Origin of the sequence: Pseudomonas sp. Pseusp16 (assembly GCF_047324915.1) — a bacterium.
GTDB classification, from domain to species: Bacteria; Pseudomonadota; Gammaproteobacteria; order Pseudomonadales; family Pseudomonadaceae; genus Aquipseudomonas; species Aquipseudomonas fluorescens_CD.
In genome coordinates, this window is sequence record NZ_CP168522.1 from 5,220,164 (window position 1) to 5,242,148 (window position 21,985).

At 60.0% G+C, this 21,985-nt stretch carries 20 protein-coding genes; 14 read left to right on the plus strand and 6 right to left on the minus strand.

What is annotated here, in order from left to right; all coding sequences use genetic code 11:
- Positions 1–65 precede the first annotated feature (65 nt).
- The 8 genes from ACEN8Q_RS23600 (at position 66) to ACEN8Q_RS23635 (ending at position 10,792) form a co-directional block, all read left to right on the plus strand.
- A complete protein-coding gene (locus tag ACEN8Q_RS23600; RefSeq protein WP_413423289.1) occupies positions 66–1,364 on the plus strand; it encodes an MFS transporter in 1,299 nt (432 codons plus the stop codon).
- Between the two features lie 202 nt (positions 1,365–1,566).
- Positions 1,567–2,568: a phosphate ABC transporter substrate-binding protein PstS family protein gene (locus tag ACEN8Q_RS23605; RefSeq protein ID WP_413423291.1), complete on the plus strand. Its 1,002-nt coding sequence runs from the start codon at positions 1,567–1,569 to the stop codon at positions 2,566–2,568.
- Positions 2,569–2,730: 162 nt separating this feature from the next.
- A complete protein-coding gene (locus ACEN8Q_RS23610; protein WP_413703810.1) occupies positions 2,731–5,013 on the plus strand; it encodes an ABC transporter permease subunit in 2,283 nt (760 codons plus the stop codon).
- Positions 5,014–5,028: 15 nt separating this feature from the next.
- Positions 5,029–6,699, plus strand: a complete 1,671-nt coding sequence (gene pstA, locus ACEN8Q_RS23615) for a phosphate ABC transporter permease PstA (RefSeq protein ID WP_008018292.1) — start codon at positions 5,029–5,031, stop codon at positions 6,697–6,699.
- A gap of 168 nt (positions 6,700–6,867) precedes the next feature.
- Positions 6,868–7,701, plus strand: coding sequence for a phosphate ABC transporter ATP-binding protein PstB (gene pstB, locus ACEN8Q_RS23620; protein ID WP_008018291.1), 834 nt, complete (start codon positions 6,868–6,870; stop codon positions 7,699–7,701).
- Between the two features lie 128 nt (positions 7,702–7,829).
- Entirely contained in the window at positions 7,830–8,591 is a 762-nt protein-coding gene (gene phoU, locus ACEN8Q_RS23625; RefSeq protein ID WP_046038908.1) for a phosphate signaling complex protein PhoU, read from the plus strand.
- A gap of 168 nt (positions 8,592–8,759) precedes the next feature.
- Entirely contained in the window at positions 8,760–9,674 is a 915-nt protein-coding gene (locus ACEN8Q_RS23630) for a response regulator (RefSeq protein ID WP_413423296.1), read from the plus strand.
- A 221-nt stretch (positions 9,675–9,895) separates the two neighbouring features.
- Positions 9,896–10,792, plus strand: a complete 897-nt coding sequence (locus ACEN8Q_RS23635; RefSeq protein ID WP_413423298.1) for a peptidoglycan DD-metalloendopeptidase family protein — start codon at positions 9,896–9,898, stop codon at positions 10,790–10,792.
- A 72-nt stretch (positions 10,793–10,864) separates the two neighbouring features.
- Here the strand turns inward: ACEN8Q_RS23635 and ACEN8Q_RS23640 are convergent, their stop codons facing one another.
- From ACEN8Q_RS23640 to phoB, 3 genes are all read right to left on the minus strand, one after another.
- Entirely contained in the window at positions 10,865–12,205 is a 1,341-nt protein-coding gene (locus ACEN8Q_RS23640; RefSeq protein ID WP_085716189.1) for a hemolysin family protein, read from the minus strand.
- 124 nt (positions 12,206–12,329) lie between these two features.
- Positions 12,330–13,616 carry a phosphate regulon sensor histidine kinase PhoR gene (phoR, locus tag ACEN8Q_RS23645; protein ID WP_413423362.1) on the minus strand — a complete coding sequence of 429 codons (1,287 nt, stop codon included), beginning with the start codon at positions 13,614–13,616 and terminating at the stop codon, positions 12,330–12,332.
- Positions 13,617–13,696: 80 nt separating this feature from the next.
- Entirely contained in the window at positions 13,697–14,386 is a 690-nt protein-coding gene (phoB, locus tag ACEN8Q_RS23650) for a phosphate regulon transcriptional regulator PhoB (RefSeq protein ID WP_003229608.1), read from the minus strand.
- Between the two features lie 153 nt (positions 14,387–14,539).
- Between phoB and ACEN8Q_RS23655 the strand changes: the two genes are divergently transcribed.
- Positions 14,540–14,923 carry a hypothetical protein gene (locus tag ACEN8Q_RS23655; RefSeq protein WP_413703811.1) on the plus strand — a complete coding sequence of 128 codons (384 nt, stop codon included), beginning with the start codon at positions 14,540–14,542 and terminating at the stop codon, positions 14,921–14,923.
- Between the two features lie 79 nt (positions 14,924–15,002).
- Here ACEN8Q_RS23655 and ubiA read toward each other — a convergent pair whose 3' ends face one another.
- Positions 15,003–15,893, minus strand: a complete 891-nt coding sequence (ubiA, locus tag ACEN8Q_RS23660) for a 4-hydroxybenzoate octaprenyltransferase (protein ID WP_413423303.1) — start codon at positions 15,891–15,893, stop codon at positions 15,003–15,005.
- The gene (locus ACEN8Q_RS23665; RefSeq protein WP_413423305.1) at positions 15,893–16,456 is read right to left on the minus strand and encodes a chorismate--pyruvate lyase family protein; all 564 of its coding nucleotides are present in this window, start codon (positions 16,454–16,456) and stop codon (positions 15,893–15,895) included. Before ACEN8Q_RS23665 ends, ubiA begins: the two co-directional genes overlap by 1 nt.
- A gap of 199 nt (positions 16,457–16,655) precedes the next feature.
- On the opposite strand from ACEN8Q_RS23665, the gene ACEN8Q_RS23670 reads away from it, so the two are divergent.
- The 5 genes from ACEN8Q_RS23670 to ACEN8Q_RS23690 all read left to right on the plus strand — a co-directional run bounded on the left by ACEN8Q_RS23670 (position 16,656) and on the right by ACEN8Q_RS23690 (position 20,426).
- Positions 16,656–16,826, plus strand: a complete 171-nt coding sequence (locus ACEN8Q_RS23670; RefSeq protein ID WP_007995385.1) for a rubredoxin — start codon at positions 16,656–16,658, stop codon at positions 16,824–16,826.
- A gap of 18 nt (positions 16,827–16,844) precedes the next feature.
- Positions 16,845–17,993, plus strand: coding sequence for an NAD(P)/FAD-dependent oxidoreductase (locus ACEN8Q_RS23675; RefSeq protein ID WP_413423307.1), 1,149 nt, complete (start codon positions 16,845–16,847; stop codon positions 17,991–17,993).
- 194 nt (positions 17,994–18,187) lie between these two features.
- Complete coding sequence (locus ACEN8Q_RS23680; RefSeq protein ID WP_003213368.1) at positions 18,188–18,463, plus strand: HU family DNA-binding protein; 276 nt, start codon at positions 18,188–18,190, stop codon at positions 18,461–18,463.
- A 383-nt stretch (positions 18,464–18,846) separates the two neighbouring features.
- Positions 18,847–19,752 (plus strand): leucine-rich repeat domain-containing protein, encoded by a 906-nt coding sequence (locus ACEN8Q_RS23685; protein ID WP_413423309.1) that lies wholly within the window; start codon positions 18,847–18,849, stop codon positions 19,750–19,752.
- A 302-nt stretch (positions 19,753–20,054) separates the two neighbouring features.
- Complete coding sequence (locus ACEN8Q_RS23690; protein ID WP_413423311.1) at positions 20,055–20,426, plus strand: helicase; 372 nt, start codon at positions 20,055–20,057, stop codon at positions 20,424–20,426.
- A 154-nt stretch (positions 20,427–20,580) separates the two neighbouring features.
- Here ACEN8Q_RS23690 and ACEN8Q_RS23695 read toward each other — a convergent pair whose 3' ends face one another.
- Positions 20,581–21,984 carry an aminoacyl-tRNA deacylase and HDOD domain-containing protein gene (locus ACEN8Q_RS23695; RefSeq protein WP_413423313.1) on the minus strand — a complete coding sequence of 468 codons (1,404 nt, stop codon included), beginning with the start codon at positions 21,982–21,984 and terminating at the stop codon, positions 20,581–20,583.
- Between the last annotated feature and the right edge of the window lies 1 nt (position 21,985).

Here is a 21,985-nt window from a genome sequence, read left to right on the forward strand (position 1 = left end):
GACCTGCCCAAACCTCCGCCAGCGTTGTTGAGGTTGCAGATCCGACTATAAGAGAAGCCCTTGCCATGACCACAGCGCCCTCGAGCATCGCGCAGCCAGACCAACCCGCACGTCCGCTGACCCGCAGCGACTACAAGACTCTATCGCTGTCTGCCCTGGGCGGTGCGCTGGAGTTCTACGACTTCATCATCTTCGTGTTCTTTGCCACGGTGGTGGGCAAGCTGTTCTTCCCGGCGGACATGCCTGAGTGGCTACGCCTGATGCAGACATTCGGCATCTTCGCCGCCGGCTACCTGGCACGGCCGTTGGGCGGCATCGTGATGGCGCACTTCGGCGACCTGCTTGGGCGCAAGAAAATGTTCACCCTGAGCATTTTCATGATGGCCGTGCCGACGCTGATCATGGGCTTGTTGCCGACCTATGCGCAGATCGGCATGTGGGCACCCATCCTGTTGCTGTTGATGCGGGTGATCCAGGGCGCGGCCATTGGCGGTGAAGTGCCGGGGGCGTGGGTCTTCGTTTCCGAACACGTTCCGCAGCGGCATGTCGGCTACGCCTGCGGCACCCTGACCAGCGGTCTGACGGCGGGCATTTTGCTCGGCTCGCTGGTCGCCACGGCGATCAACAGCCTCTATACCCCGGTGGAGGTGTCGGATTACGCCTGGCGGATTCCGTTCCTGCTTGGCGGTGTGTTTGGTCTGTTCTCGGTGTACCTGCGTCGCTGGCTGCATGAAACCCCGGTGTTCGCCGAGCTGCAACAGCGCAAGGCCCTGGCCGAAGAGGTGCCGCTGCGTGCGGTGCTTCGTGACCATCGTGGTGCCATCGCCATTTCGATGCTGCTGACCTGGCTGCTGTCTGCCGCCATCGTGGTGCTGATCCTGATGACCCCGACCGTGTTGCAGACGGTCCACCATTTCCCGGCGACTACCGCCCTGCAGGCCAATAGCGTGGCGATCGTGTTCCTGAGCTTTGGCTGCATCATCGCTGGCGCACTGGCGGACCGATTCGGCGCAGGACGGGTCTTCGTGTTCGGTTGTACGGCATTGCTGGCCAGCTCCTGGACCTTCTATCACAGCCTGGCCGATCATCCCGACTGGCTGTTCCCGATGTATGCCCTGACCGGTCTGCTGGTCGGCACCATCGGCGCGGTGCCCTACGTGATGGTCAAGGCCTTCCCGCCCGTGGTGCGCTTCAGCGGTTTGTCGTTCTCCTACAACGTGGCCTACGCCATCTTCGGCGGCCTGACGCCGATGATCGTCAGCCTGTTGCTCAAGGAGAGTGCGATGGGGCCTGCTTATTATGTGGCGGTGCTGTGTGGGGTCGGGATTCTGGTGGGGGCCTGGCTCTGGAAGAAGGGCCGTTGATCCGTTAGTAGTGGCAACGGTGCGCGCTGCTTTTCCGGCTAAATCCCTCCAATTCCTACATTTATAGTTACAACTGAAAGGCCAGCCTTCCAAGTGGAGTGCTGGCCTTTCATCCAATTGTCATATTTCAGCCATAGAGTGTTCACACGGCCTGCTGATACTTGGCCCCGACTTAACACACCCTATCTGCTAGGAGTAAGGCATGAAACTGAAGCGTTTGATGGCGGCAATGACTTTTGTCGCTGCTGGCGTTGCGACTGCCAACGCGGTTGCCGCTGTTGACCCTGCTATCCCGAGCTACACCAAGACCACTGGTGTGTCGGGCAATCTGTCCAGCGTCGGCTCCGATACCCTGGCCAACCTCATGACCCTCTGGGCTGAGAACTACAAAAAAGAATACCCGAACGTAAACATCCAGATTCAGGCTGCTGGCTCCGCCACTGCGCCACCTGCGCTGACTGAAGGCACCGCTAACCTGGGCCCGATGAGCCGCAAGATGAAGGACACCGAGCTGGCTGCCTTCGAGCAGAAGTACGGCTACAAGCCAACCGCTATCCCGGTTGCCGTGGACGCCCTGGCGATCTTTGTACACAAAGACAACCCGATCCAGCACCTGACCATGGAACAAGTTGACGCAGTTTTCTCGTCCACTCGTCTGTGCGGCGCTAAAACCGACGTGAAAACCTGGGGTGACCTGGGTGTGACCGGTGACCTGGCCAACAAGCCGGTTCAATTGTTCGGTCGTAACTCGGTATCCGGCACCTACGGTTACTTCAAGGAAGAAGCCCTGTGCAAAGGCGACTACAAGCCTAACGTCAACGAGCAACCAGGTTCGGCTTCGGTCGTTCAGTCGATCAGCTCCTCGCTGAACGGCATCGGTTACTCGGGCATCGGCTACAAAACCGCTAGCGTGAAGACTGTGGCCCTGGCCAAGAAAGGCAGCCAGGACTTCATCGAAGACACCGAAGAAAACGCCCTGAACGGCAAGTACCCGCTGTCCCGCTTCCTGTACGTCTACGTGAACAAGGCCCCGAACAAGCCTCTGGCCCCGCTGGAAGCCGAGTTCGTGAAACTGGTTCTGTCGAAACAGGGCCAGGAAGTTGTAGTGAAAGACGGTTACATCCCACTGCCGGCCAAAGTAGCTGCCAAAGCTCTGGCTGACCTGGGTCTGGCGGAAGGCGGCGCTGAAGTCGCAAAAAAGTAACAAATTGAGTCCGAGGTGAACCCCTCGGACTCACATGGGGGCGGCAGGAGCCGCCCCCATACACCTCAAATTCTCTATCCACTGCTGGTTACCGCTAGCGGCGGATTTGTTGCGTCACTGCATTGTCATCTTTCTGTCATACAGGATCGCTAGGGTGTGCGCATGAATGATCTGGCCAATTCCAACATGACTACTAATCCCCCCAAGCGAATTGACTTCAATACGCCTGAGCTACAACGCAAGCGCCGCATTCGCGCGCTCAAAGATCGCCTGACCCGCTGGTACGTCCTCGTTGGCGGCCTTGCTGTGCTTGGCGCAATCACCTTGATCTTCTTCTTCCTTGCCTACGTCGTTGCGCCCCTGTTCCAGGGTGCCAGCCTGACTGCCAAGGACGCCATCACGCCAGCCTGGATGCAAGACGCCGGCAAACCGCTGATGATTTCTCTGGAAGAGCAGAACCAGGTTGCGATGCGGGTTTCCGACAAGGGCCAGGCATTGTTCTTCGACATCGACAGTGGCGCCGAACTCAAGCGCGTCGATCTGCCGATTCCAACCGGTACCACCGTGACCTCCATCGGCGAAGACCAACCAGGTCACCCGCTGGTTGCCGTGGGTCTTTCCAACGGTCAGGCACTGGTGTTCCGTCACACCTATAAAGTCAGCTACCCGGAAGGCAAGAAGAGCATCTCGCCAGCGGTCGAATACCCATACGGCGAAACACCAATCGCGGTGAACGAAGCGGGCGGTGCGCTGGAGCACGTCAGCCTCAATGCCAACGATTCGACCCTGATGCTGGTTGGCGCCACCGGTTCGCAACTCAATGTTCTGTCGCTGACCAGCGAAGAGAACATGATGACCGGCGAAGTCACCAACGAGCAGAAGCGCATTGACCTGCCGCAGATGAACGAGCCGGTGAAGAACATCTTCGTCGACCCGCGTCAGCAGTGGCTCTACGTGGTCAACGGGCGTGCCCAGGCCGACGTCTTCAGCCTGCGCGACAAGAGCCTCAATGGTCGCTACAAACTGCTTGAAGACGGTGAAGCGCAAGTCACTGCCAGCACTCAGCTCGTGGGCGGTATCTCGCTGATCATCGGTGACTCCAAGGGTGGTCTGGCCCAGTGGTTCATGGCCCGCGATCCGGATGGCGAACAGCGCCTGAAGCAGATCCGCACCTTCCAGATGGGCACCACGCCTATCGTTGAAATCACCGCCGAAGAACGCCGCAAGGGCTTCGTTGCCCTCGACGCTTCCGGCAAGCTTGGCGTGTTCCACAGTACTGCCCACCGCACCTTGCTGGTGGAGCCGGTTGCAGAAGGCCAAGGCATTTTCGGTCTGTCGCCACGGGCCAACCGCGTGATCGTGGAAGCCAGCGGCAAGTTGCACCCGCTGCTGCTCGACAACCCGCACCCGGAAGTGTCGTGGAGCGCGCTGTGGAGCAAGGTCTGGTACGAGAACTACGACGAGCCTAAATACGTCTGGCAATCGACCGCCGCCAACACCGACTTCGAACCCAAGCTGAGCCTGTCGCCGCTGACCTTCGGTACCCTGAAAGCCGCGTTCTACGCCATGCTGCTGGCCGCTCCATTGGCCGTTGCCGCTGCGATCTACACCGCGTACTTCATGGCCCCTGGCATGCGCCGCAAGGTCAAGCCGGTGATCGAGCTGATGGAAGCGATGCCGACGGTGATCCTTGGCTTCTTCGCCGGTCTGTTCCTCGCACCTTATGTGGAAGGGCATTTGCCGGGCATCTTCAGCCTGCTGATGCTGCTGCCGATCGGCATCCTGGTTGCCGGTTTCACCTTCAGCCGCCTGCCTGAGTCGATCCGCCTGAAAGTCCCGGATGGCTGGGAAAGTGCGCTGCTGATTCCGGTGATCCTGTTTGTGGTCTGGCTCTCGCTGTACATGAGCCCGTTCATGGAAAACTGGTTCTTCGGTGGCGACATGCGCATGTGGATTTCCCACGACCTGGGCATCACCTACGACCAGCGCAACGCCCTGGTGGTCGGCCTGGCCATGGGCTTCGCGGTCATCCCGAACATCTATTCCATCGCCGAAGACGCCGTGTTCAGCGTGCCTCGCGGCCTGACCCTGGGCTCCCTGGCCCTCGGTGCCACACCATGGCAGACCATGACCCGCGTGGTGATCCTCACCGCCAGCCCGGGCATCTTCTCGGCGCTGATGATCGGCATGGGCCGCGCGGTCGGTGAAACCATGATCGTGCTGATGGCCACCGGTAACACCCCGGTCATGGAAATGAACCTGTTCGAAGGCCTGCGCACCCTGGCCGCCAACGTCGCGGTGGAAATGCCCGAATCGGAAGTCGGCGGCAGCCACTACCGCGTGCTGTTCCTCTCGGCGCTGGTGCTGCTGTTGTTCACCTTCGTCATGAACACCCTCGCAGAACTGATCCGTCAGCGCCTGCGCAAGAAATACTCGTCGCTTTAAGAAAGGTAGAAGTCTGTGAAACAGAACTCCCTGAATGGATGGTTCAAGAGCGGCGCCCCAGGCGTCTGGATCAGCGGTGGCGCGGTGTCCATCGCGGTCATCATGACCATTGGCCTGCTGGCAGTGATTGCCGTGCGCGGCCTGGGTCACTTCTGGCCGGCGGATCTGATCCACGCCAGCTACGACGTACCGGGCCAGGGCCAGCACCTGGTCATCGGTGAAGTGGTACAGAAGGAAGAGGTGCCCCGTGCCCGTCTGAAAAGCGCCGGCCTGCCGGTGCCCGACGAAGGCCCGGAGTTCATGACCCGCGAGCTGATCAAGGTCGGCAACCGTGACCTGAACGGCAACGACTTCACCTGGACCGTCGGCGAGTGGCTGACCAACCAGACGACACCGCCAGAGCTGATGGCGATCGAGCGTCGTGAGTGGGGCAACTTCTACGGTTACCTGGTCAACGTCAAACAGGATGGCAAGGTCATCGCTGAGGGCGAAGCCGCATGGCCTGAGTTGCAGGCCCGCGTCGACCGCGTGAACAAGCTGGCTGCACAGCTCAAGAACCTGGAAAAAACCGACATCGGCGCGATCAACGCCGGTCTCGAGCGCATCCGCTTGCACGGTCGCAAGCTTGAGCTGGAAGGCAAGCTGGACGCCACCGCACAAGCGGACATGGAATCCGAGCGCGCCGAACTCAATGCTCGCTATCAGGATGTCGAAGCGCGCCTGAGCGACCTGCACGCGCAGTTCAACCGCGACAGCCTGACCGCCCGCGATGCGAACGGTAAGGAAGTCGAAATCGGCATCGGCAAAGTGGTTCACGCCTACCAGCCGAACGCCATGAGCACGACCACCAAGATCGGTTTCTACTTCAGCAAGGTCTGGGAGTTCCTGAGCGACGACCCGCGCGAAGCGAACACCGAAGGCGGGATCTTCCCGGCCATCTTCGGCACCGTGATGATGACCTTGATCATGGCGATGATCGTGACCCCGTTCGGCGTGCTGGCGGCGGTATACCTGCGTGAATACGCCAAGCAGAACACGCTGACCCGGGTGATCCGCATCGCGGTGAACAACCTGGCAGGTGTTCCGGCCATCGTTTACGGCGTGTTCGGCCTGGGCTTCTTCGTCTATGTGCTGGGCGGCTCGCTCGACCGTCTGTTCTTCCCGGAAGCCTTGCCGGCGCCGACCTTCGGCACACCGGGTCTGCTCTGGGCCTCGCTGACCCTGGCGCTGCTGGCGGTGCCGGTGGTGATCGTGGCCACCGAAGAAGGTCTGGCGCGGATTCCTCGCACCGTACGTGAAGGCTCGTTGGCCCTCGGCGCGACCAAGGCGGAAACCTTGTGGAAGATCGTGCTGCCGATGGCCAGCCCGGCGATGATGACCGGCATGATCCTCGCCGTGGCCCGCGCTGCGGGTGAAGTGGCGCCGCTGATGTTGGTGGGTGTGGTGAAACTGGCGCCGTCGCTGCCGGTGGACGGCAACTACCCGTACCTGCACCTGGACCAGAAGATCATGCACCTGGGCTTCCACATCTATGACGTCGGCTTCCAGAGTCCGAACGTCGAAGCCGCGCGGCCGCTGGTGTACGCCACGGCGCTGCTGCTGGTGCTGGTGATCGCCACGTTGAACCTGTCGGCCGTTTATATCCGTAACCACCTGCGCGAGAAGTACAAGGCGCTGGATAGCTGATCATCACCGAACTGTAGGAGCGAGCTTGCTCGCGAAAAAGGTACAGCCGACGCCACTCAGCGCCTGGAACACCATCGCGAGTGAGCTCGCTCCTGCAGAAAGAATTGTGTAACCGCAGGCCTTGGCCAGCGGCAACCGAACCGAATTTGTTAGCACAGGGAGCCTCCCATGCAGCACGAAGCACATACCCACGGCATCAACATGTCGGCCTTGGGTCGCGACAAACAGAGCCTGAATCTCGAGCAGGAAACCGTGGCCATCGAAGTGCCGGGCCTGAGCCTGTTCTACGGCGAAAAACAAGCGCTGTACGACGTCAGCATGAACATCCCGAAACAGCGCGTGACCGCCTTCATCGGCCCGTCCGGCTGCGGCAAGTCGACACTGTTGCGTACCTTCAACCGCATGAACGACCTGGTTGACGGCTGCCGTGTCGAGGGTGCGATCAACCTGTACGGCAGCAACATCTACCGCAAGGGTGAAGACGTGGCCGAGCTGCGTCGTCGCGTCGGCATGGTGTTCCAGAAGCCGAACCCGTTTCCGAAAACCATTTACGAAAACGTGGTTTACGGCCTGCGCATCCAGGGCATCAACAAGAAGCGCGTCCTCGACGAAGCCGTTGAGTGGGCGTTGAAAGGCGCGGCGCTGTGGGATGAGGTCAAGGACCGTCTGCACGAGTCGGCACTGGGCTTGTCCGGTGGTCAGCAACAACGTCTGGTGATCGCCCGCACCATCGCCGTGGAGCCGGAAGTGCTGCTGCTCGACGAACCGTGCTCGGCACTCGACCCGATCTCCACGCTGAAAGTCGAAGAGCTGATCTACGAACTGAAATCCAAGTTCACCATCGTGATCGTTACCCACAACATGCAACAGGCGGCGCGGGTTTCCGACTACACCGCGTTCATGTACATGGGCAAACTGGTGGAATTCGGCGACACCGATACCCTGTTCACCAACCCGGCGAAGAAGCAGACCGAAGACTACATCACGGGTCGCTATGGCTAGTTGAGGCAGCTACAAGCCGCAAGCTTCAAGCGGCAAGTTAGAAGCTATGCGGTTTTGAGTTCACCACAACACAGCTTGCAGCTTGTAGCTTGCAGCTCTTGGTTAAACGCTTTTGCGGAGCGAACACAATGATTTCTAAGGAAGGCCTTACACATCACATCTCCCAGCAGTTCAACGCCGAGCTTGAGGAAGTGCGCAGCCACCTCCTGGCCATGGGCGGGCTGGTCGAGAAGCAGGTCAACGACGCAGTGACCGCGCTGATCGAGGCCGACTCCGGCCTGGCCCAGCAGGTGCGCGAGATCGATGACCAGATCAACCAGATGGAACGCAACATCGACGAGGAATGCCTGCGCATTCTGGCTCGTCGTCAGCCAGCGGCATCCGACCTGCGCCTGATCATCAGCATTTCCAAATCGGTGATCGACCTGGAGCGCATCGGTGACGAGGCGACCAAGATCGCCCGTCGTGCCATCCAGCTGTGCGAAGAAGGCGAAGCGCCTCGCGGTTACGTCGAAGTGCGCCACATCGGTGACCAGGTGCGCAACATGGTCCGCGACGCACTGGACGCCTTTGCCCGTTTCGACGCCGAACTGGCCTTGTCGGTGGCGCAGTACGACAAGATCATCGACCGCGAATACAAGACCGCCCTGCGTGAGCTGGCGACCTACATGATGGAAGATCCGCGTTCTATCTCGCGGGTTCTGAGCATTATCTGGGTGCTGCGTTCGCTGGAGCGTATCGGCGACCACGCGCGCAATATCTCGGAACTGGTGATCTACCTGGTACGCGGCACCGACGTGCGGCACCTGGGCCTCAAGCGCATGAAGGAAGAAGTTGAAGGAACCAGTGGCGAAAGCGCTAATGTTCCGGGCAAAACTGACGATAAGTAAGGTTGCCCAAGTAAAGCGCCCGGCCTGTTGGCCGGGCGTTTTTGTTTGTGGCACACGAATTCGAAAAGCAGCACCCGCGAACGAAAAGTCCGGCGTGACTGAAGGTTTTTTGGCAAAGTGCCATCAGCAAAGCGGTATGCTGGCCGGGATTTTTTAAAGGGGTGGTGGATGAGTAAGGTCAGTGTGTTGGTCGTGGACGACGCGTCGTTCATTCGTGACCTGGTGAAAAAGTGCCTGCGCAATTATTTCCCGGGCATGCGGATCGAAGACGCAATCAATGGCAGAAAGGCCCAGGCCATGCTGGCCAAGGAAGCATTCGACCTGGTCCTGTGCGACTGGGAAATGCCGGAAATGTCCGGCCTGGAACTGCTGACCTGGTGCCGCGAGCAAGACAACCTCAAAACCATGCCCTTCGTGATGGTGACCAGCCGTGGCGACAAGGAGAACGTCGTCCAGGCGATCCAGGCCGGGGTATCCGGTTACGTCAGCAAGCCGTTCACCAACGAGCAACTGCTCACCAAGGTCAAGCAGGCGCTGCACAAGGTCGGCAAACTCGATGCCTTGATCAACGTAGCCGCGACCAAAACCAGCCCTGCATTCGCTAACGACTCCCTCGCCGCCTTGACCGGTGGCAAGGCTCCGGTCGCCACGCCAACAGCCGCGCCTGCACCTGCACCTGCACCGTCCAGAGGCTTGCTCAACAATCCGCCGGTCAAGGCGCCTGCGGCCTCTTCGGCACCCACCAGTGGCCGTGGCCAGGGCCAACTGCGTTTGCCGAACGGCATTGCGCAATGCGTGATCAAGGCCTTGAGCCTCAAGGAAGCGCTGTTGGTGGTGAAGCGCACCGAGAGACTGCCGCAGATCCTCGACAGCGCCGTGCTGGACCTGGAGCAGGGCGACAATGCCGAAGTCGCCCGCCTCAACGGCTATCTGCATGCCGTCGTGGCCCACGAACCGAAGCCAGACAGCGACTGGCTCCAACTGACCTTCCGCTTTGTCGATCAGGACGCGCAGAAGCTCGATTACATCTCCCGCCTGATTGCGCGCGGTACGGCGCAGAAGCACTTCGTTCCTGGCGCTTGATGCAACGTCGCCTGTCAGCCCGTCTTCGCGAGCAATTCGAATCGTCGCACCGCCGCTCCCACAGGTTCTAGCTGGACCTGTGGGAGCGGGCTTGCTCGCGAAAGGGCCATCACTGTTACCGTACATCTACTGAACACCCATTCTGAAACATCTGTCGACTATCCGGGTCCATTGCAGCTGCTAGGCTCAAACCCAAGTCCCCCTCGACAGAATCCTTGCCTATGTTCACGCGCCTGCTGTTTTTATGTGGCCTGTTCATGGTCGCCACCTCGGCCGTGGCCATGACCATTTACAAGTCCAAAGATGTCTATGGCGTGGTTTCCTACAGTGACCGCCCCAGCAAAGGCGCCCATGTGTTCGTTTTTCGCGATGGCATGGTCGAGCACCTCGAGCGCCAGGTGCGCCTCGTCATCATGAAGAAGAACGGCGTGCACAGCGTGTACGTGCGCAATGACCTGTATGCACCGGTAGAGGTCGAATTGAGTTTCACCGGGGTGAAGAATGCCAGCGGGGCGCCGGGGCGGACGATTCGGCGCGTGATCCCGCTACGCTCCAGCGTTCGCCTGGCGCAGCTCAAGGCCACCAACGCTGGACGGCCGCTCGCCTACGTTCCGAAGTTCAAGTACTCCCTGGGCGACCCCTCAGGACCCACGGTGGGCTATCGGTACCCGTTGCCCTGGCGTGGCGGGCCGTTCCGGATCAGTCAGGGGGCCAATGGGCCCTACAGCCACTTCGGGCCCAAGAGTCGATACGCCATAGACATTGCGATGCCCGAAGGCACGCCGATCATTGCAGCTCGAGATGGCGTGGTGGTGAAAACCGAAAATCGCCAGAGCGGCCGCGGCACCGATGCATCCGGCAATTTCGTGCGGGTGCTGCACGATGACGGGACCATGGGTGTTTACCTGCACCTGAAGAAAGGTTCGGTCTGCGTTCGAGAAGGCCAGCGGGTAAAGGTAGGCAGTGCATTGGCATTGTCCGGCAACACCGGCAACAGCACCGGGCCGCATTTGCACTTCGTGGTGCAGCGCAATACCGGGCTGGGGCTGGTGTCGATTCCGTACCAGTTCAACCAGCCGGTAAGCGCGCTGCCCAACTTTGCGTTGGGCAAGCAGTGATGCGTTGTCTGGTCTGACGCCATCGCGGGCAAGCCCGCTCCCACAGGATCGCCGCGAATCCGGATAAGCCGGTTAATCCAGCATCAACACTTTGGCCAGAACGATCTTCGGCCCTTTCATCTTCTTGATGATGATCCTCAGGCCTTCGACTTCCAGCACTTCTTCCTCTTCCGGAACTCGCTTCAGGCTCTCATAGACCAGCCCGGCAAGGGTTTCGGCTTCGACGTGGTCGAGGTCGATGCCCAGCAGCCTTTCGACCTTGAACAGCGGCGTATCGCCCCGCACCAGCAACTTGCCCGGCTGATACGCGAGGATCCCGCGTTCGGCCTTGCGGTGTTCGTCCTGGATGTCGCCCACCAGCACTTCCAGCACGTCTTCCATGGTCAGGTAGCCGATGATGTTGCCGTCGGCCTCTTCGACCACGGCGAAGTGCGAGCCGCCCTTGCGGAACTGCTCCAGCAACTGCGACAGCGGCATGTGCCGCGACACGCGCTCCAGCGGGCGAGTCAGTTCGGCCAGGTTGAACGACTCGGGAATGTGGTCCAGCGCCGCCAGTTCCAGCAGCAGATCCTTGATGTGCAGCAGGCCGACGAACTCCTGGCGTTCACTGTCGTACACCGGATAGCGGCTGAATTTGTGGCGACGGAACATCGCCAGGATCTGCTTGAGCGGCGCGTTGTACTCCAGGGTCACCAGGTCTTCGCGGGAGTTGGCCCAGTCGACCACTTCCAGCTCGCCCATTTCCACCGCCGAGGCCAGCACGCGCATGCCCTGGTCGCTCGGGTCCTGGCCACGGCTGGAGTGCAGGATCAGTTTCAGCTCTTCACGGCTGTAGTGATGCTCGTGATGCGGGCCGGGTTCACCTTGCCCTGCAATGCGCAGGATCTGGTTGGCGCTGGCGTTGAGCAGGTAGATGGCCGGGTACATGGCCCAGTAGAACAGGTACAGCGGCACCGCCGTCCACAGCGACAGCAATTCGGGTTTGCGGATCGCCCAGGATTTCGGCGCCAGCTCACCGACCACGATGTGCAGGTACGAAATGATGAAGAACGCCGTGAAGAACGAAACCGCCTTGACCACTTCAGCGGAATCTACGCCAACGGCACTCAGTACAGGCGCCAGAAGGTGCGCGAACGCCGGTTCGCCGACCCAGCCCAGGCCGAGAGAGGCGAGGGTGATACCCAATTGGCACGCCGACAGGTAAGCATCGAGCTGACTGTGCACGGTGCGCAGGATGTGCCCGCGCCAGCCGTTTTTATCAGCGATGGCCTCGACCCGGGTCGAGCGCAACTTGACCATGGCAAATTCCGCCGCAACGAAGAATCCGTTGAGCAAAACCAGGATCAGAGCAAAAAGAATCATGCCGAAGTCGGCGAAAATTGTAGCGAGGGTCAAGCCAGGGGAAGGGTCCATGATGGAGTTTTGCGGGTTCCGTGTATTCGAAAGGGAAGTAGAAATCGCGCCTGAAAAGGCAGGCACAAGTCAGCCAATGTAGCGGCTGACTGAGTGATTGCCTAGTGGTGAGTGCTGGCCGGTATCAGTCGGCGGTGCTGATGACCCGTGATTTGGTGACCTGGGCCGGGGCAAAGTGGCAGGTAAAAGTACTGCCGTGGCCCGGTACGCTGCTGATTTCCATTCGGGCCCGATGTCGTAACAAAACGTGTTTGACGATCGCCAGTCCGAGGCCGGTGCCCCCGGTGTTGGAATTGCGGCTGGAGTCGACGCGATAGAAGCGTTCGGTCAGTCGCGGCAGGTGCTTGGCATCGATGCCGATCCCGGAATCCTGCACGCTCAGGTGCGCACCTTGATCATCGCCCCACCAGCGAATGCGGATGTTGCCTTCGGCCGGGGTGTATTTCACCGCGTTGAACACCAGGTTGGAAAACGCGCTGCGTAACTCCGCCTCGCTGCCCTTGAGCAGAATCGTCGGGTCGGCCTCCAGGGTGATTTTCTGGTTTTTCTGGCCGGACAGTTGCTGCGCGTCGCTCTTGATCGATTGCAGCAGGCTGTCGATCGGCACCGGCTGGTTGTCCGACGGGTAATCGGTGGCTTCCAGCTTGGCCAGCAGCAACAGATCGTTGAGCAGGGTCTGCATGCGTCCGCCTTGTTGCTGCATCTGCTGCAAGGCACGGCCCCAGCGCGGGTTTACCTCGTCGACGTTATCGAGCAAGGTTTCCAGGTAACCGCAGATCACCGTCAACGGTGTGCGCAGTTCATGGGAAACGTTGGCGATGAAGTCTTTGCGCATCTGTTCCAGCTGATGGATGCGTGTCACATCGCGCACCAGCATCAAGTGCTCGTTGTTGCCGTAACGGGTGATGTACAGCTGGATGCGTACACGGTCGTTGGTCGGCGAAGGGATTTCCAGCGGTTCGGCGTAGCTCTCTTGCTCGAAATATTCCTTGAAGCGCGGATGACGCACCAGGTTGGTCACCGGTTGGCCGCTGTCCTGTGGCGTCTTGAGGCCCAACAGGGTTTCGGCGGCGCGGTTCCACCATTCCAGGTTGCCGTCGGTGTCGAGCATGATCACCGCGTCTTTCAGCGCGGCGGTGGACTCCTGAACCCGGTCGATCACCGCTTGCAGGCGTCCGCGTACCCGTTGGTCACGGCGTTGCAGGTGGTAGATGCTGTCGAACACCTCGCCCCACAGGCCGTAGCCGTCGGGTGGTGCTTCATCGGGTTTGTGCAGGCGCAGCCACTCGTGCAATCGCAGCAACTGCTTGAGGGTCCAGGCCAGGTAAAGACCCAGGCCTGCAGCAAGGCTCCAGCCGTAATAGCCGGTGATCAGGCCGATCACCAGGCAGGCGGTGACCAGCAGCAGCATGTGGCGAATCAGGGTGCCATGCCAGTTTTGGTTCACTTGACGCGCGTCCTTGTCAGCTTGTCGGGCGGTAAAGGTCCGGGTCAGGCTTTGGTAGAAAAGCGGTAACCGGTGCCGCGCACGGTTTGTACCAGATTTTCATAAGCGTCGCCGAGGGCTTTGCGCAGGCGTCGAATGTGCACGTCGACGGTACGTTCTTCGACATAGACGTTGCCGCCCCAGACCTGATCCAGCAACTGGCCACGCGTGTAGGCGCGCTCCTGGTGGGTCATGAAGAATTGCAGCAGGCGGTATTCGGTCGGGCCCATCTCGGCAGGACGGCCGTCGATGGTCACGCGGTGGCTGATCGGGTCCAGCAGCAGGCCGCCGACTTCGATCGGTGCTTCGCCATCGGTAGGGCCGGCACGGCGCAGCACGGCCTTCAGGCGCGCAACCAGCTCACGGGGGGAAAACGGTTTGGTGATGTAGTCGTCAGCGCCGACTTCCAGGCCCTGGATCTTGTTGTCCTCTTCGCCCTTGGCGGTGAGCATGATGATCGGGATGTCCCCGGTCAGTTCATCACGCTTGAGACGACGGGCCAGCTCGATACCGGATGTGCCGGGCAGCATCCAGTCGAGCAGGATCAGGTCCGGTTTGCGGTCGACGATAATGGCGTGGGCCTGCTGGGAGTTTTCAGCCTCCAGGCAGTCATAGCCGGCCATTTCCAACGCAACGGCGATCATTTCGCGAATAGGCGCTTCGTCGTCGACGATCAGAATGCTCCTGCCAACCATGCCCTTAATCCTCTTGTCATTTAACTGTCTTGCGCCGCATTAGATAACGGAATTATTGCAGTCGTGTGACAGTATTTTAGTCGGCCTGCGATTGGCTGGATCCTGAACTAAGCTCTAAGTCCGGATCCTGACAACCACAAGAGGAAGGTTTCCATGAAGCAATACTCGTATTCCCTTAAAGCCCTGCTGTTGGCGGCCGCGTTTTCCTTGCCAGCCATGGCCTTCGCGGCTGAGCCGGCGATGATGAAAGACGGCATGATGGTCGACCATAAGGGCATGACTGTGTACACGTACGACAAGGACGCGGGCGGCAAGTCCATGTGCAACGGCGAATGCGCCGAATACTGGCCGCCAATGATGGCGCCGGCGGGTGCCAAGGCTGAAGGTAAATGGTCAGTCGTCAAGCGTGACGATGGCACGATGCAATGGACCTATGGCGGCAAGCCGCTGTACTACTACAAGGACGACAAGGCAGCTGGAGAAATGAAGGGCGACAAGAAGAAAGACGTCTGGCACGTCGTTCACGAGCATATGTAACGGCTGTTGCCTTGTCGCATGGGATCGCGGCCTTCGTGGCTCTGCAGGAGCTGGCGAAGGCCGCGATCCTTTCAAATCTTCAACGCAACGCGTAATCCAGCACAATCCCGACGAAAATCGCCAACCCCGCCCAGTGGTTGTGCAAAAACGCCTTGAAGCAGCGCATACGGTCCCTGTCGCGGGTGTACCAGAACTCCCAGGCAAAACAGCCGGCGGCCACCAGCAAGCCAAGGTGGAACCACGTCCCCAACCCGAATTTCGACCCCGCCAGCAACAGGCAGCCCAGTGCCAGCCCTTGCAGGGTCAGGATGATCACGCGGTCGGCCTCGCCAAACAGGATTGCCGTGGATTTCACGCCGATCTTCAGATCGTCATCGCGGTCGGTCATCGCGTAATACGTGTCGTAACCCACGGTCCACATCAGGTTGGCGATCCACAGCAGCCATGCGACAGCCGGCAGTTCACCGGTTTCTGCGGTGAAGGCCATCGGCATCCCCCACGAAAACGCCGCACCCAGCACCACTTGCGGGTAATAGGTGTAGCGCTTCATGAAGGGGTAACTGAACGCCAGCGCCAAACCTCCCAATGACAGCCAGACTGTCGCGGCATTGGTGCACAGCACCAGCAGGAAACTCACGCCCATCAGCAATGCGAAGAACACCAGCGCCTCTTTGGAGCTGATTCTGCCGCTGACCAGTGGCCGTTGCTCGGTACGCTTCACATGCCCGTCGACCTTGCGGTCCGCCCAGTCGTTGATCACGCAGCCGCCGGCGCGAGTCAGCACCACGCCAAGGACGAAGATCACGATATTGGCCAGGGACGGCGAACCCTTGCCGGCAATCCACAGCGCCCACAGCGTCGGCCACAGCAACAGGTAAATGCCGATCGGCTTGTCCATGCGGGTCAGCTGAATGAAGTCCCAGGCCCGAGGATTCAAGCGGTTCAATGACTTGAGCAGGCTTTGGTACATCAGCGGTTCTCCGGTTGGGCGAGGGCGGCCTTCCACAGGGTCGGCAGGAAAATTTCGGCCACCAGAACGCTCAAGGCGCCGCGATCGAAACGCGAACGGCGGCCCCACAGCTCAGGCGACTGCGCCTCGGCGGGCAGCCACGCTTGCGGATAATGGCAAACCTCGATGGCCCGGCGCTGGAAGGCATGATCGCAAAACAGCAATTCGCCGAGCGAGCGGCTACCCAGTTCGTCCATGTGCAAGCCGTCGCCTTGCAATGCACTGCGTGACGCCACGCTGCGCGCAAACACCCACGCCTCGCCATGACCGCGCAAATACACCTCACGCACCCAGCCCTCACTGCCTTCGGCCAGGTCCAGCGCGACGCATTCGTCGGCGCGCAAAGGCTGCCAGCCTTCGAACATTGGCGAGACGCTGAAAGCATCATTCGACAGATGAATCAGACGTCTGGTCAGCGAGCCTTCGTCGAACAGCCAGTCGAGGGTGGAAGCATCGGGGAGGGGCGCCAGTTCGCTGCGCGAGAGCCAGAGAGGAGCTGGAGAGGGGGATTCTGTGTGATGCACAATGAGTCATTATTGGCAGCAAATGAGGCGGCGAGCTTAACATGTCAGCCGCTGATATCGATTGAAATGGCCCACCGTTGCGCCGAACAGGCTTGCATCTGACGGTCCCGATCAGTACAAAACGCGCTGAGTTGGACGGCAGTGCTACAACCATCGACCGTCCGACCGGCAAAACGCCTGAACCCTGAGGAAGTACCTGATGAAAAAGTGGCAATGTATCGTCTGCGGCCTGATCTACAACGAAGCCGACGGTTGGCCGGATGACGGCATTGCGCCGGGCACCCGTTGGGAAGACGTCCCGGCAGACTGGCTGTGCCCGGACTGCGGTGTGGGCAAAATGGATTTTGAAATGATCGAAATCGCTGCCTGAACAATTGAGGAGTAAGGAATGAACGCACCTGTAGTCATCGTGGGAACCGGCCTGGCTGGCTACAACGTCGCCCGCGAGTTTCGCAAACTCGATAGCGAAACCCCGCTGCTGCTGATTACCGCCGATGACGGGCGCTCCTACTCCAAGCCGATGCTCTCCACCGGTTTCGGCAAAAACAAGGATGCCGACGGCCTGAGCATGGCCGAACCCGGCGCCATGGCGGAACAACTCAAGGCCGAAATACGTACCCACACGCGCATCAGCGGCATCGACCCGGGCCACAAACGCCTGTGGATTGGTGAAGAAGCGGTGATCTACCGCGACCTGATCCTGGCCTGGGGCGCCGAAACCGTGCGCGTGCCTATTGAGGGTGACGCAGCGGATTGCGTATTCCCCATCAACGACCTGGAAGACTACGCACGCTTTCGTGCGGCGGCCGCTGGCAAGCGCCGTGTGCTGCTGCTTGGCGCCGGCCTGATCGGCTGCGAGTTCGCCAACGACCTGACCCTGGGCGGCTACGAAGTGCAACTGGTTGCGCCGTGCGAACAAGTCATGCCGACCCTGTTGCACCCGGCGGCCGCGGCTGCGGTGCAGGCTGGCCTCGAAAGCCTCGGCGCGCGCTTCCACCTCGGGCCGGTGCTCAACCGCCTGCAGCGCGTGGCGGATGGCCTGGAAGCGCACCTCTCCGATGGCCAGGTGATCCCGTGCGACGTGGTGGTTTCGGCCATTGGCCTACGCCCACGCGTTGATCTCGCGGCGGCGGCCGGTCTGCAGGTCAACCGCGGCGTCATGGTCGACCGGCACCTGAAAACCTCCCACGCCAACATCTACGCCCTGGGCGACTGCGCCGAGGTCGACGGGCTGAATCTGCTGTACGTCATGCCCCTGATGAGCTGTGCGCGAGCGCTGGCGCAAACCCTGGCCGGCAACCCGACCGCCGTCACCTATGGCCCGATGCCGATCACCGTCAAAACGCCGGTGTGCCCGTTGGTGGTGTCCCCGCCACCACGGGGCGCAGAAGGCATCTGGACAGTCGAAGGGCAGGGTGCCGACATCAAGGTTTTATGCCGCGATGCCGCGGGCAAACTGCTCGGTTATGCACTCACCGGTGCCGCCGTGATGGAAAAACTGGCCCTGAACAAAGAGCTTCCGGCCCTGCTGGCATAAATACCGGGCGTTCTGTCGGAATCACCCCCCTTTTGCCCTAACAAAGGCCGCGCCGATACTGGCGCGGGGCCTCACTGCGTGCCATCCTCACTCCCGTCTGCCGCAGAGTAGAGCACCTGCGGCGCTTTTGGCGCTGCTCCGCAGAGGGCAGCACGGACATAACAACAACAAACCGTCAAAGGGGCTTCACTCATATGCGTAAACCAGAACTCGCCGCAGCCATTGCTGAAAAAGCAGACCTCACCAAAGAACAAGCCAACCGCGTTCTCAACGCCGTTCTTGAAGAAATCACCGGTGCCCTGCACCGCAAAGACAGCGTAACGCTCGTGGGCTTCGGCACCTTCCTGCAACGCCATCGCGGTGCCCGCACCGGCAAAAACCCGCAAACCGGTGAACCCGTCAAAATCAAGGCCAGCAACACCGTTGCTTTCAAGCCTGGGAAATCGTTGAAAGATAGCGTTAATCCGTAATCCTTTTCCCTAACCCGCGTAGCGGGGAGCGGAATAAAAAATGGGCACGCCAACCAAGGTTGGGTGCCCATTTTTGTTTGGCAGTCATAGTCACCATTTCCGGTTCGCTCAAATGGTCGCGGCGTTTTTTCTCACGATGGTTTCTCGAAAATGATCGTTTTCGAGATCGTCAGTCCATGCCGGTGGCTTAGTGTGATTTAAATTACGCTTTCCGAAGCGACAAAATTTCTTGAATTTTAGGGAGGGCGATAAATGCCGTTCCCTCCGTCGCTCGGCTCAAGATTATTCTAAATTGGTCTTGGTAACTGTCAGTTATGACAGTTAAAGGTGGACGGCCGATGTTTTATAAAAGAGTCTCCTTAAACACTGGCAAGGTGACTGACATGACCTCGAACACTGCAACGGCAAAGGCTTTTACCCCTGTGAGAATCCCGGCGCCGATCAAGGCTCTCTTTGACGACATTTCATTTGCGCGCGTGGCGGCCGTGCATATTTCAGCGGCCACGGGCGCGCCGGTGACTATCGAAGACACGGTAACGCAGGACATGCTGGATAAAGTGACGGCGTTGAGAGTACTGGGCGGGGAGCCGTTGAAATTCACCAGCTTGCGAGGTATTGGAAACCTGCGCAACTTGGAGGACGTGATGATAGAGCGCCAAGTTATCACTCGTCTGCCTGAAGACTTCGGGACGTTGGCAAAGTTGAAGTCGGCGTACTTCATCAACTGTGCACTCAAATCAATTCCGGACTGGATCGGAAATCTCGAAAGCCTGGTCAACCTGAACCTGAGTTCTCAATCGCCGCTGGGCATCATGAGAGGCGGTATTCCGGAGTCGATCGGCAACCTGACAAAACTGGAACGCTTTGACGTGGGCAATAACAATAACCTGTGCGGAAAACTGCCGGATTCCTTTGCCAGACTGACCGCCCTCAAAAACCTGTTGGTTCAGAGCAACGGGTTTGAAGACCTGACCGTCTTGAATGCCATGCCTTCGACCACCACCATCAATATCCGCAATCAAGCCTTGGGCATTATTGAGTTGGGCAATGTGGCGCAAAACAGTTCGCTGCCCATCAGGCTGCCTGAAATATTTGTGCAGGCCCAGACGCCGGGTGACGTCCTGTATGAACCGAGCGGTGTCCAAATCGTGGGCAGTCCAGATGCGTATCTGGATGAAAACCTGCGCTATGTACATTTGCCGACACACACACCAGGCATGTCCGAGGTGATGCTGGCTATTCATGGGCGGCTGACCAATGTGAGTTATCGCTACACGGTGACCGCGTAACGGCCAACCGGTCTTTTGGCTAACGGATGAAGTGACCTGACATAAGCCGTGCGCAAGAACGCGACAGCGTTCACCGCGCACGGCTCATTAACCTGGAAGGGGCGTCGGCGCTCCTGGTAATGCGTAGACGAGGGGGAAAATACAGCCTTGCGAAGTCTCTTGTGTAGAAGCTTCGTCAATGACTTGGTAGTCATCGGCGTCAAAAGCGGCAGCATCTTCTGCAAAATAAAGCGGATGGTGGCGTTCTATGTTTTTGCCGTTACACTGCCATCGCCGTTCATTTTCCTTCTGAGGCTGTGCGCATGAAATTTCGTTTTCTGCTGTGGATGCTGGGTTTGTTGATGGGTAAGGCCAGCCGGACCAATCCGGCGTTTCAGCAGCAGTTGGGTGACAAGGACCTGGTGTTTCAGCTGCAGACCCTGGACGGGAAAGTGGCGCGGCATTTCCGCGTGAAGGACCAGCGCATTACCAGCCAATCGGGTGTGCATGCCGAGCCAGCGTTTGCGATTGCCTTTAAAGACGCCGCATACGGCTTTGCCACGATGCAGGCGAAGAACAAGCAGCTGGCGTTCATGACGGGGATTCAGGACAAGTCGATTCAGATCAGGGGCAATCCGGCGCTGGTGATCTGGTTCCAGGGGCTGACCAAGTATTTGAAGCCGAAGAAGGTGTAGGAGCGAGCTTGCTCCGGGCGGCGTTCCGACGAGAAACTCAAGCCCCCCGCGGTTATCCAGGATGCACGCGTCATCGTTGACGACTTTCGCGAGCAAGCTCGCTCCTACAAGGTTTTGGTGATCCTTGTGGGAGCGAGCCTGCTCGCGATGCTTTTCAGCCTTGAGTGAATTGCGAAGCCAGTTCGCGCAGCAGCACTTCGGCTTCGAGGACTTTGCTGACGACGTCGTTGGCTTTTTCGCGGCTCAGGCCAAGGCGTTCGAGCAGGGCGTCGGGGATGTCTTCGTCGGGGCCGGAGCCGATGCCACGGCTGCGCAACAGGCGCACCGACAGGCAGACCAGGTTCGGGTATTCGGCGTAGGCGCCGTCGTAGGCCGGGTCGTGCTGGAAGCGCAGGGCGGTGGCCAGCTCTTCGGGCATGTCCCAGTAGCGCATCAGCCATGAGCCGATCTGTTCGCGGCTGATGCCCAGCAGGTGCTGTTCCACAAAGCTGTGGCACAGGTGCGGGTTGACCTCCAGGTGGCGGCAGATCAGCGAGAAGTGCGGCGGGAACACGTGTGCCAGCAATAGGTAGCCGAAGTTGTGCAGCAGGCCGGCCAGGTAGGTCAGGCCGGCTTCCGGACGCTGGGCGCGCGGCATGGCGCGGGTCAGGCCTTCGATGACGGCGGCGGTGTAGATCGATTGCTGCCAGTACGGCGTGGAGTGTTGCGGGTGGTCCTTGGGCAGGCTCAGGGTTTTACCCAAGGCCAGGCCCAGTGCGAGGTTGATCACCAGGTCGAAGCCCAGCACGCGCACGATGGCGTCTTCCACCGAACGGATCTTGCCCGGCGAGGCGTAGTACGGCGATCCCGCCCAGCTCACCACTTGTGCGGCCAGCGCCGGGTCGGTTTCGACCACGCTGGTGATGTCGTCGATGGTGGCGTTGGGGTCGACGCGCAGTTTGATGATTTTTTGCGCGGTTTCGGCCAGCGGCGGAATCTCGATGGTCGCTTCCAGACGTTGCTGGATGCGCCGCGCGGTGAACGCCTGGACGGCCTGGGTGATTTCCTCGCGGTCGTCATCGGGGCGGTCGAGGTTGGGACGAATGCTGGTCAGGTTTTCGCCGAAGTTGGCGGCGCTGGCCTTGGTCAGCATGGTCGTCTTGAAGTCTTCGCTGGAGATTTCCAGCAGCACGCCCGGCTCACCGGAGTTGATCAGCAACTTCGGCTCGCGCAGCAGGCTTTCGTCGTACAGGCACGGTGAACTGGTCAGCGCCGGCAGACCCGGCAGCAAGCTGAGGTTGTGCTTGCCGAGCATTTTTGTCAGGCGTTCGGTGGGTACGGCGGTGAGGCGGCGACCGGTGAGTTCAGTGAGGCGATTGAGGTCCAGCAATTGGCTCTGCGCAAACAGCACCATCAACGCGCCGACACTGTCATCCAGCAGAACGGCCTGCACTTTGCGCGCGGCATTCAGGCCGTGATGGTCCAGCACTTCTTCGTAGGCAATGCCCAACTTGCCCAGCATCAGCCGAATAACCGACGGAGCGTGCGGGGCGTCGGGTGCGAAGGCAACTTCGGTCATG

Bases quoted from the DNA above. Each gene is read 5' to 3' on its own strand.
- ACEN8Q_RS23600 (WP_413423289.1), top strand. From the start codon at position 66: ATGACCACAGCGCCCTCGAGCATCGCGCAGCCAGACCAACCCGCACGT.
- ACEN8Q_RS23605 (WP_413423291.1), top strand. From the start codon at position 1,567: ATGAAACTGAAGCGTTTGATGGCGGCAATGACTTTTGTCGCTGCTGGC.
- ACEN8Q_RS23610 (WP_413703810.1), top strand. From the start codon at position 2,731: ATGAATGATCTGGCCAATTCCAACATGACTACTAATCCCCCCAAGCGA.
- pstB (WP_008018291.1), top strand. From the start codon at position 6,868: ATGCAGCACGAAGCACATACCCACGGCATCAACATGTCGGCCTTGGGT.
- phoU (WP_046038908.1), top strand. From the start codon at position 7,830: ATGATTTCTAAGGAAGGCCTTACACATCACATCTCCCAGCAGTTCAAC.
- ACEN8Q_RS23630 (WP_413423296.1), top strand. From the start codon at position 8,760: ATGAGTAAGGTCAGTGTGTTGGTCGTGGACGACGCGTCGTTCATTCGT.
- ACEN8Q_RS23635 (WP_413423298.1), top strand. From the start codon at position 9,896: ATGTTCACGCGCCTGCTGTTTTTATGTGGCCTGTTCATGGTCGCCACC.
- ACEN8Q_RS23640 (WP_085716189.1), bottom strand. From the start codon at position 12,205: ATGGACCCTTCCCCTGGCTTGACCCTCGCTACAATTTTCGCCGACTTC.
- phoR (WP_413423362.1), bottom strand. From the start codon at position 13,616: ATGCTGCTGCTGGTCACCGCCTGCCTGGTGATCGGCCTGATCACCGGC.
- phoB (WP_003229608.1), bottom strand. From the start codon at position 14,386: ATGGTTGGCAGGAGCATTCTGATCGTCGACGACGAAGCGCCTATTCGC.
- ACEN8Q_RS23655 (WP_413703811.1), top strand. From the start codon at position 14,540: ATGAAGCAATACTCGTATTCCCTTAAAGCCCTGCTGTTGGCGGCCGCG.
- ubiA (WP_413423303.1), bottom strand. From the start codon at position 15,893: ATGTACCAAAGCCTGCTCAAGTCATTGAACCGCTTGAATCCTCGGGCC.
- ACEN8Q_RS23670 (WP_007995385.1), top strand. From the start codon at position 16,656: ATGAAAAAGTGGCAATGTATCGTCTGCGGCCTGATCTACAACGAAGCC.
- ACEN8Q_RS23675 (WP_413423307.1), top strand. From the start codon at position 16,845: ATGAACGCACCTGTAGTCATCGTGGGAACCGGCCTGGCTGGCTACAAC.
- ACEN8Q_RS23680 (WP_003213368.1), top strand. From the start codon at position 18,188: ATGCGTAAACCAGAACTCGCCGCAGCCATTGCTGAAAAAGCAGACCTC.
- ACEN8Q_RS23685 (WP_413423309.1), top strand. From the start codon at position 18,847: ATGACCTCGAACACTGCAACGGCAAAGGCTTTTACCCCTGTGAGAATC.
- ACEN8Q_RS23690 (WP_413423311.1), top strand. From the start codon at position 20,055: ATGAAATTTCGTTTTCTGCTGTGGATGCTGGGTTTGTTGATGGGTAAG.
- ACEN8Q_RS23695 (WP_413423313.1), bottom strand. From the start codon at position 21,984: ATGACCGAAGTTGCCTTCGCACCCGACGCCCCGCACGCTCCGTCGGTT.